The 748-nt window shown below is 70.7% G+C and carries 2 protein-coding genes; one reads left to right on the top strand and one right to left on the bottom strand.

Translation table 11 applies throughout. The features are described from left to right. Positions 1 to 282: methyltransferase domain-containing protein (locus G3N94_RS41820; protein WP_205799972.1), on the bottom strand; the 282-nt coding region annotated here is incomplete at its 3' end. Between the two features lie 81 nt (positions 283 to 363). Here G3N94_RS41820 and G3N94_RS41825 point away from each other — a divergent pair. After that, positions 364 to 748, top strand: a 385-nt coding sequence (locus tag G3N94_RS41825) for a double zinc ribbon domain-containing protein (protein WP_346778782.1), incomplete at its 3' end; no start/stop codon positions are given.

Here is a 748-nt window from a genome sequence, read left to right on the forward strand (position 1 = left end):
CCCCGCCCGCGCGAGCATCGCTCCGGACAGGTCGACGCCGAACACGGGCGCCTCTGGAAAGCGCGCGCGCAGCGCCGGCAGGTCGTCGCCCGCGCCGCAGCCGGCGTCGAGCACCGCGGCGGGGCTCACCTTGATGTATTCGAGACGCTCGCACATCCGCTGCGCGATCTCGCGCGGCAGGAACGAAACTGCGTCGAACGCGGCCGCGCGGCGGTCGAAAATCCGGCGCACGCGCCTCGCGTCATAGGCCGGACGGCCAGATGTGGTCGAAGGTGGGGACATGTCAGGCAAACTGGCGAAGAGCCCGAAGTATACTCGCTCGCCCCGGAAGCTTCATTGAGGCCATATTGAGGCGCCCAGCCGATGAATCGCCGCCCGTTTCCGCAGTCGATCCGCGTCGTTATGTCGCAGGCCTTCGCGCGGATCGCGGCGATCGCGTTGCCGAACCGCTGCGCGCTGTGCGGCAATTTGTCGCGCACCGTGATTTGCGCCGAATGCGATGCCGCGTACTGGAACGAAGCGCGCGTGCGCTGCGCCGTCTGCGCGGTGCCGCTCGCCCAAGGGCACGCGCAGCGCGCGGCCGGCTACCAGTGCGACGCATGCCGCGCCACGCCGCCGCCGTTCGATGCAACATTTGCGCTCGCCGACTACCGGGCGCCGCTCGACGGCCTCGCGCGCGGACTGAAATTCCACGCGCGGCTCGCGCTCGGCGCGGAATTCGCGGGCCGGCTCGCCCGGCTGATCGCCG

This window comes from Burkholderia sp. Ac-20353 (genome assembly GCF_017104785.1).
Classification (GTDB): domain Bacteria; phylum Pseudomonadota; class Gammaproteobacteria; order Burkholderiales; family Burkholderiaceae; genus Burkholderia.